A 7,323-nucleotide genomic window follows, 5' to 3' on the forward strand; every position below is an offset into this window, starting at 1 on the left:
GGAGGAGCCCGAGCCGGAGGTCCTTCCCGAGCCCGAGCCCGAGCCCGAGCCCGAGCCGGAGCCCGAGGTCGCCGAAGAGCCCGCGGCCGCCGAGGCCGCGGCCGCCGAGCCCGAGCCGGAGCCCGAGCCGGAGCCGGCCACGCCGGCGGCGCCCACGTCGTCCGGCGCGGCCAACCAGCCCCGCACCGACGCCGACATCAACGCGGCAGGGTCCCTGTTCGACCTCTGAGCAGACAGCGGCACCGAGTGGCCCCGCTCTACCTTCCTTCGAGGGTGTGAGCGGGGTCACTCTTTGCGTCACCCTGGATCTATGAGCGACATTCAGCTGTCGTACGCCGCCGGCGAGACGACCACGCCCCTCCTGGACGAGACGATCGGGGCCAACCTCGAGCGGACCGTGGCGCGCTGGCCCGACCGCGAGGCGCTGGTCGAGGTGGCGAGCGGTCGGCGCTGGACCTGGCGCGAGTTCGACGCCGCGGTCGACGAGGCGGCGCGCGGCCTGATCGGGCTGGGCATCGCCGCGGGCGACCGGGTCGGCATGTGGGCGCCCAACTGTGCCGAGTGGACGATCGTGCAGTTCGCGGCGGCCAAGGCGGGCGCGGTGCTGGTCAACGTGAACCCGTCGTACCGCACCCACGAGTTCGCCTACGCCGTCAACCAGTCCGGTCTCCGGCTGCTCCTGGCCGCGACCGGCTTCAAGACCAGCGACTACCAGGGCATGGTCGAGGAGGTGACGGCGTCGGGCGAGGTGCCCGGCCTCGAGCGGACGCTGTACGTCGACTCCGCCGACTGGCAGGCGCTCGTCGACGCCGGGCGCGACCTGCCCGCCGACGTCCTCACCGAGCGGCAGGCGCAGCTGCGGCCCGACGACCCGATCAACATCCAGTACACGAGCGGCACCACCGGCTTCCCGAAGGGCGCCACGCTCAGCCACCGCAACATCCTCAACAACGGGTTCTTCGTCACCGAGCTGATCGGGTTCTCCGAGCAGGACCGGCTCTGCATCCCGGTGCCCTTCTACCACTGCTTCGGCATGGTGATGGCCAACCTCGGCTGCGTCACCCACGGCGCGACGATGGTCATCCCGGCACCCGGCTTCGACCCGTCGATCACGCTGCGCACCGTCCAGGACGAGCGGTGCACGGGCGTCTACGGCGTGCCGACCATGTTCATCGCCATGCAGAACGTCCCCGACTTCGCCGACTACGACCTGAGCAGCCTGCGCACCGGCATCATGGCCGGCTCGATCTGCCCGGTCGAGGTGATGAAGCGGTGCATCAACGACATGCACATGGCGGAGGTGTCGATCGCCTACGGCATGACCGAGACGTCGCCGGTGTCGACCCAGACCCGCGCCGACGACGACCTCGACCGCCGTACGTCGACCATCGGCCGTGCGGCCCCGCACGTCGAGATCAAGATCGTCGACCCGGTCACCGGCGAGACCGTCCCGCGCGGCGAGCCGGGAGAGTTCTGCACCCGCGGCTACTCGGTGATGCTCGGCTACTGGAACGACCCCGACAAGACCGCCGAGGCGATCGACGCCGACGGCTGGATGCACACCGGCGACCTCGCCGTCATGCGGGAGGACGGCTACGCCAATATCGTCGGCCGGATCAAGGACATGGTCATCCGCGGCGGCGAGAACATCTACCCGCGCGAGATCGAGGAGTTCCTCTACACGCACCCGGACGTCGAGGACGTCCAGGTCGTCGGCGTCCCCGACGAGCGCTACGGCGAGGAGCTGTGCGCCTGGATCCGGCTCCGCGCCGGCGCCCAGCCGCTCGACGCCGAGGCGGTCAAGGCGTTCGCGACCGGCAAGCTCGCGCACTACAAGATCCCGCGCTACGTGCTGCTCGTCGACGACTTCCCGATGACCGTCACCGGCAAGATCCGCAAGGTGGAGATGCGGGAGCGGTCGACGGAGATCCTCGGCCTGGGTTGAGGGTTCGGAACCGTTCGGGGCTCCTCGCCGGTCACACTGGGTGACCCGAGGAGGAGCTCGGATGGACTTCAGCGCGTACGTCGCCGCGCGCCGGCCGCGGCTGGTGCGGACGGCCGTGCTGCTCGGCGTCCCTGCCGCCGACGCGGAGGACGTCGTCCAGAGCGCGCTGCTGCGGTGCTACTACTTCGCCGACCTGTCCGAGCGCGACACGGCCGCGGTCCTGGGCATCGCGCCCGGGACGGTGAAGTCGCGTACGTCCCGGGCGCTGTCCGCGCTCGCTCCACTGGTGGAGGCGCCCGATGTCCGATGAGATCGCCGACCGGGTCGGCGAGGAGCGGGCGCGGGTCCTGCTCGCCGGTGCCGCCGCGACGGTCGAGGTCGCCGAGCGCCCACCGCTGCCCGCGCCGCGATCTCGCCGCCGGCCCGTCATGCTCGCCGCGGCGGTCGTCGTGATCGCGGTGCTGGTCGTCGCGATCGGCCGGCTGGGCGTCGACCGTGCCGTTCCGGACGCCGTCCCGTCGCCGGCGCCGCGAGTGCCGACCGCGCCCGCGCTCGACCCGGCGCGCGCCACGGCTGCGGAGACCTTCATCGCCTGGGCTCGCGGCAGGGGAGCGGCGCCGCGCTTCGCGGCGCGGGTGCGGAACATGCTCGCCGGCGCCGACCACTTCGGCGCGCCGCGGTGGAACGACCGGCCGGGGGAGCGTGCCTCGTGGGCGGGGTGCTCGGGGCTGGGGTTCCCGGACTGCGGTCTCGACCCGGTCGCCGTCGTCCTCCGCGAGCCCGGCCGCCCCCGGATCGCGGCCGGCCGGCCGCCGTGCGCCGACGGCGCGCTCCCGGTCCGGTACGCCGGAGCCGGCGCCGACATCGTGCGCCTCGAGGCCCCGGGTGGCGGCTGCGCCGGATGGGTGGTGGAGCTGTGGATCGACCACCGCGGTGAGATCTACGCCGTCAACCTCGCCCGGGGGCTCGCCGGCGGCTGATGCCTCGATGACGTCACATGGGCGTTGCGATGACGTCATAGTGATGTCATAGTGATGCACATGGACATCACGCCGTACGTCGACAGTCTCCGTCGCGACCTCCAGGCGGCCGCCGACAGCGCCGGCCCGCAGGCCGGCGAGGTGGCCGAGCGGCTCGGCTATGCGCTCGACCCGGCGGTCCGGCTGGCCGTGATGGAGGCCATCTCGCAGGCGGCGGCCGAGATCACGGCGGCGATGCCGGCGGGCGGCGTCGACGTACGACTGGAGGGGCGCGACCTCGGCTTCGTCGTCGACGTCGGGGTCGAGCAGGAGCCGGTGGCGCCGCCCGCGCCGCCGTCGGCCCCGTTCTCGCCCGTGTCCGACGACGAGGGGCTGGCGCGGGTGAGCCTGCGGCTGCCCGAGTCGCTCAAGGCGCGCGCCGACGAGGCCGCCGCCCAGGCCGGGCAGTCGCTCAACACCTGGCTGGTCAACCTGATCCGCGGCGCGACCGACGAGCGCGCCGTCCATGTCGACGTCGACCTCTCGAGCCGGCGGCTCGGCGCCTCGTTCCCGTTCGGCACGACGCCCGGCGACCGCCGGGTGACCGGCTGGCTCTGACCGGCCGTCCCCCCGATCCCGCTCACCCCCAAGGAGCCCGCCATGTCCCAGCCCGAACCCCTTCGCCAGGTCTTCGAGACCCCCCACGCCGTCAAGCTGCACGTCGAGAACGGCCGCGGCCGGATCGTCGTCCGCGCCACCGACCGGGCCACCACCGAGGTGACGCTCGGCGGGGCGCGGGCGAGCGACGTCCGCGTCGAGCACAACGGAGCCCGCGTCGACGTCATCGCGCCCAAGCCGCGCGGCGGCCTCTTCGGCAACGGCGACGACCTCGACATCGAGATCGACGTCCCCCTGGCCAGCGACCTCGTCGCCCGCAGTGCCAGCGCCGACGTCACCGCGAGCGGCCGGCTGCGCAGTGCCCGTGTGAAGTCCAGCTCGGGCACCGTGAGCGTCGACCAGGTGACCGACGTCGTCGTCGACACCGGCTCCGGCGACATCGGTGTCGCGGAGGTCGACGGCGACGTCCGCGTCCGCACCGGCTCCGGCGCGGTCGACCTCGGCCGGGTCGCCGGCACCGCCTCCGTCTCCACGGGCTCCGGCGACGTCTGCCTCGGCCAGGCGCTCGGCACCGTCGTGGTGAAGACCGGCTCCGGCGACCTCGAGGTCGGTGAGAGCACGGCCGACGTCACCAGCAAGACCGGGTCCGGCGATGTCGTCGTCCGTACGGCGCGCCGCGGGCGGATCCAGGTCAAGGGCGCCTCGACGCAGGTCCGCGTCGGCGTCCCCGTCGGCACGCCGGTATGGACCGACCTGACGACCGTGTCCGGTCGGGTGCGCTCGACGCTGCCGCCCGTCGGCCAGCCGGAGCCGGGCGCCGACCACCTCGAGCTGCGGGCGACGACCGTGTCGGGTGACATCGCGCTGATGCCGGCGTGAGGTGTGGGAATCCCCGCTTCAGCGGGGATTCCTGCGCTTCCTGACGGTTGCAACCGTCAGGAAGCGCCAGTTTCCGTCAGGAAGTCCGTATTGAACCGCCGCGCACGCTGGCCTACACTCCGGCTTATCTAACAAGCGTTCGGTAGGCGAGGAGAGTGACATGCGGGTCCTGGTGGTCGGTGGAACCGGACTGATCGGGTCGACGGTGGCCGACGAGCTCGCCCGGCGCGGGCACGAGGTCGTGGTCGCGGGGCGCAACCGTCCCGAGGCCGGCGCGCCCGGCTCGGCGTACGACTGGATCGAGGGCGACTACACCCAGCCCGGCTGGGGCGAGCGCCTGCGCGGCATCGACGGCCTCGTCTTCTCCGCCGCCCAGGACATCCGCCACGTCGGCCCGCACGCGTCGGAGGAGACCTGGCAGGACGTGCAGTCCGCGAGCCTGCCGGCGTTCTTCGCCGAGGCGCGCGAGGCCGGCGTACGACGGGCGGTCCTGGTCGGCAGCTACTACCACCAGGTGATCCCCGAGCTCGCCGAGACCAATGCCTATGTCCGGGCCCGTGCGGTCGCCGAGGTGAGCGTGCTGGCCCTCGCTGCGCCGGGCTTCGACGTCTGCGCGGTCAACCCGCCCAATGTCGTCGGCGTCATCCCGGGCCGGCCGCTGCGCGGGTTCGCGAAGATGGTCCGCTGGGCGCGCGGCGAGATGGACCAGGTCCCCGCCTGTGCGCCCTTCGGCGGCACCAACTACATGGCCGTCGGCGCCGTCGCGGCCGCCGTCGCCGGCGCACTGACCGACGGCGAGGCGGGCCGGGCGTACCTCATCGGCGACGCCAACCTCACCTTCCAGCAGTACTTCCAGGAGCTCTTCGACGCCGCCGGCTCTGATCGCACGGTCGCCGTCTGCGACGACGACCACGCCTTCTTGCCCAACGACTTCCTCGTCGCCGGCAAGGGGACGACGCTGTCGTACGAGCCGGACGCCGCCGAGGTCGCGCTGCTCGGCTACCCGCGCGGCGACGTGCCGGCGACGCTGCGCTCGATGGTCGCCGCGGTCGACGCGCTGAGCTAGTGGCTGCCGTAGAACACGGCGAGGTACTGCTCGGCGAGCGTGGCGGCGTCGTACGGCTCGCCGGCGCGGTACCAGCGCACGGCCGTCCAGGTCGCGTCGCGGATCAGCCGGTAGCGCACGTCGACCGGTACGTCGACCGCGAAGTCGTCCGCGGCCGCGCTCTCGGTGAGCGCCCGCACCCACGCCGCCTCGATCCGCGCGCTCATCTCGCCGACGAACTCGAAGCCCGGCTGGCCGTCGAGCCGGAGGAACTCGTTCTGGTAGGTGAGCACCCAGAAGGGCCGCTCGCTGATCAGCGCGAACCCGTGGCGGACCAGGTCGCCGACCTTCTGCCGCGGCGAGACGTCGGCCGCGACGACCGCCTCAGTGGCCGCCTCGAGGTCGACGAGGAAGGCGCGCAGGACCGCCTCGAGGATCGCGTCCTTCGAGGAGAAGTAGTGGTAGAGGCTCGCCGCCTGGACCTCCACCTCGTCGGCGATGTGGCGCACCGTCGTGTCGGCGAAGCCGCGGGTCGCGAACAGCCGCGCCGAGCCGTCGAGGATCGCCTGGCGACGCACGGCCGGGTCCTCGCGCACGCGCAGCCGTCGCCCGGAGGCGGGCGACGAGGAGTCGGACGAGCGAGGCACGGCGCGATCCTGCCAGAGACCCAGCGAGGAGCGGAGAAGTGATGGAGCAGCCTGTGGATGAGCGCGTCAGCGTCGTGACCGGTGGCGCCGGTGGGATCGGCGGCGCGATCTCGCGCGCGCTGGCGGTGCGCGGCGACCATGTCGTCCTCAACGACATCGACGCCGATGCCGCGGAGACGACGGCGAAGGAGATCCGCGCCGACGGCGGCGCGTGCACCGTCGTCCCGGGCGACGTGACGAGCGACGAGACCGTCGCCGCGATCGTGGGGACGGCGGCCGGGCTGCGCGGCGCCATCGACGTCCTGGTCAACAACGTCGGCGACTTCCGGCCGGCCTCGCGCGACTTCGCGCACAGCACCCCCGAGCAGTGGCAGCGCCTCTACGAGGTCAACCTGCGCCACGTCTTCGCGATGACGTACGCCGTGCTCCCGCACCTGGTCGCCGGATCGTCGATCGTCAACGTGTCGACCGTCGAGGCCTACCGCGGCATCCCGGCCAGCGCGCCGTACTCGGCGTTCAAGGCGGGCGTCTCCGCCTTCACCAAGTCGATGGCCGTCGAGCTCGGCCCCCTCGGCGTGCGGGTCAACGCGATCGCACCGGACCTCACCGACACCGCCCAGACCTCGCGGGCCGCGATGCTCCGGGGCCGCTCGGAGGAGCTGGTGCCGCTGTGGCTGCCGCTCGGCCGGTTCGCGGAGGCGGAGGATCACGCGGGGGTCGTCGACTTCCTGACCAGTGACGCCGCCCGCTTCGTCACCGGCCACACCGTGCCGGTCGACGGTGGGACGCTCGCCGCGTCGGGCTGGTTCCGCCGCCACGACGGCAAGGGCTGGACCAACATGCCCGACCAGCCCTGACGCCGGCTGCGCCGGAGTCATGTGCCTGAGAACCCGTGGAGACAGGTTCTCAGGCACACGACTCCCCAGGGGCGAGCGTGACCGGGGGCACGGTCGGCTCGTTACCGGTGAGTACTCAGGGAGGGCTCACCATGATCGACCTGTCCACGCGACGTCGGACCGCCGCGCTCGTCGCCGCCGCCGTGACCGCCGCCTTCGTGCTCCCGGCCGCGGCCGACGCGCTCGCCACCGACCACCCTGCCGACCACCCCGCCGACCACCCCGCCGATCACCCCGCCGGTACGACGAAGGCCGGCGCCGCCCGTCACGCCCCCGCGCAGCGCCCCGCACCGGCCGTCGACCGCACGCGGGCCCGCGCGGCCGCGCCGACGCC

Annotated in this window: 10 protein-coding genes; 9 read left to right on the top strand and 1 reads right to left on the bottom strand. The window is 73.1% G+C overall.

Features of this window, described 5'->3' with window-relative positions:
• The 7 genes from AB4880_RS16650 to AB4880_RS16680 form a co-directional block, all read left to right on the top strand.
• The coding region (locus AB4880_RS16650) for a hypothetical protein (protein ID WP_367920342.1) at window positions 1–229 on the top strand (229 nt) is incomplete at its 5' end.
• Window positions 230–310: 81 nt separating this feature from the next.
• Entirely contained in the window at window positions 311–1,945 is a 1,635-nt protein-coding gene (locus tag AB4880_RS16655; RefSeq protein ID WP_367920343.1) for an AMP-binding protein, read from the top strand.
• A 61-nt stretch (window positions 1,946–2,006) separates the two neighbouring features.
• Window positions 2,007–2,255, top strand: a complete 249-nt coding sequence (locus tag AB4880_RS16660) for a sigma factor-like helix-turn-helix DNA-binding protein (protein WP_367920344.1) — start codon at window positions 2,007–2,009, stop codon at window positions 2,253–2,255.
• On the top strand, window positions 2,245–2,925 hold the full coding sequence (locus tag AB4880_RS16665) for a hypothetical protein (RefSeq protein WP_367920345.1): 681 nt from the start codon (window positions 2,245–2,247) through the stop codon (window positions 2,923–2,925). The genes AB4880_RS16660 and AB4880_RS16665 overlap by 11 nt, the downstream gene beginning before the upstream one ends.
• A 60-nt stretch (window positions 2,926–2,985) precedes the next feature.
• Complete coding sequence (locus AB4880_RS16670) at window positions 2,986–3,522, top strand: toxin-antitoxin system HicB family antitoxin (RefSeq protein WP_367920346.1); 537 nt, start codon at window positions 2,986–2,988, stop codon at window positions 3,520–3,522.
• Between the two features lie 42 nt (window positions 3,523–3,564).
• On the top strand, window positions 3,565–4,401 hold the full coding sequence (locus tag AB4880_RS16675) for a DUF4097 family beta strand repeat-containing protein (protein WP_367920347.1): 837 nt from the start codon (window positions 3,565–3,567) through the stop codon (window positions 4,399–4,401).
• Window positions 4,402–4,561: 160 nt separating this feature from the next.
• Complete coding sequence (locus AB4880_RS16680) at window positions 4,562–5,467, top strand: NAD-dependent epimerase/dehydratase family protein (RefSeq protein ID WP_367920348.1); 906 nt, start codon at window positions 4,562–4,564, stop codon at window positions 5,465–5,467.
• Here AB4880_RS16680 and AB4880_RS16685 read toward each other — a convergent pair.
• The gene (locus AB4880_RS16685; RefSeq protein WP_367920349.1) at window positions 5,464–6,093 is read right to left on the bottom strand and encodes a TetR/AcrR family transcriptional regulator; all 630 of its coding nucleotides are present in this window, start codon (window positions 6,091–6,093) and stop codon (window positions 5,464–5,466) included. The genes AB4880_RS16680 and AB4880_RS16685 overlap by 4 nt on opposite strands.
• Window positions 6,094–6,146: 53 nt before the next feature.
• Here AB4880_RS16685 and AB4880_RS16690 point away from each other — a divergent pair, with 53 nt between their 5' ends.
• Together AB4880_RS16690 and AB4880_RS16695 are read left to right on the top strand one after the other, a co-directional pair.
• Complete coding sequence (locus AB4880_RS16690) at window positions 6,147–6,950, top strand: SDR family NAD(P)-dependent oxidoreductase (RefSeq protein ID WP_367920350.1); 804 nt, start codon at window positions 6,147–6,149, stop codon at window positions 6,948–6,950.
• Between the two features lie 131 nt (window positions 6,951–7,081).
• Window positions 7,082–7,323 (top strand): hypothetical protein (locus AB4880_RS16695; protein WP_367920351.1); only part of this gene is annotated, 242 nt, incomplete at its 3' end.

Source organism: Nocardioides ginsengisoli, from assembly GCF_039537225.1.
In the GTDB taxonomy this organism is placed as follows: domain Bacteria; phylum Actinomycetota; class Actinomycetes; order Propionibacteriales; family Nocardioidaceae; genus Nocardioides; species Nocardioides ginsengisoli.

Coding starts and splice junctions, on each gene's coding strand:
- AB4880_RS16655 (WP_367920343.1), top strand. CDS start 311: ATGAGCGACATTCAGCTGTCGTACGCCGCCGGCGAGACGACCACGCCC.
- AB4880_RS16660 (WP_367920344.1), top strand. CDS start 2,007: ATGGACTTCAGCGCGTACGTCGCCGCGCGCCGGCCGCGGCTGGTGCGG.
- AB4880_RS16665 (WP_367920345.1), top strand. CDS start 2,245: ATGTCCGATGAGATCGCCGACCGGGTCGGCGAGGAGCGGGCGCGGGTC.
- AB4880_RS16670 (WP_367920346.1), top strand. CDS start 2,986: ATGGACATCACGCCGTACGTCGACAGTCTCCGTCGCGACCTCCAGGCG.
- AB4880_RS16675 (WP_367920347.1), top strand. CDS start 3,565: ATGTCCCAGCCCGAACCCCTTCGCCAGGTCTTCGAGACCCCCCACGCC.
- AB4880_RS16680 (WP_367920348.1), top strand. CDS start 4,562: ATGCGGGTCCTGGTGGTCGGTGGAACCGGACTGATCGGGTCGACGGTG.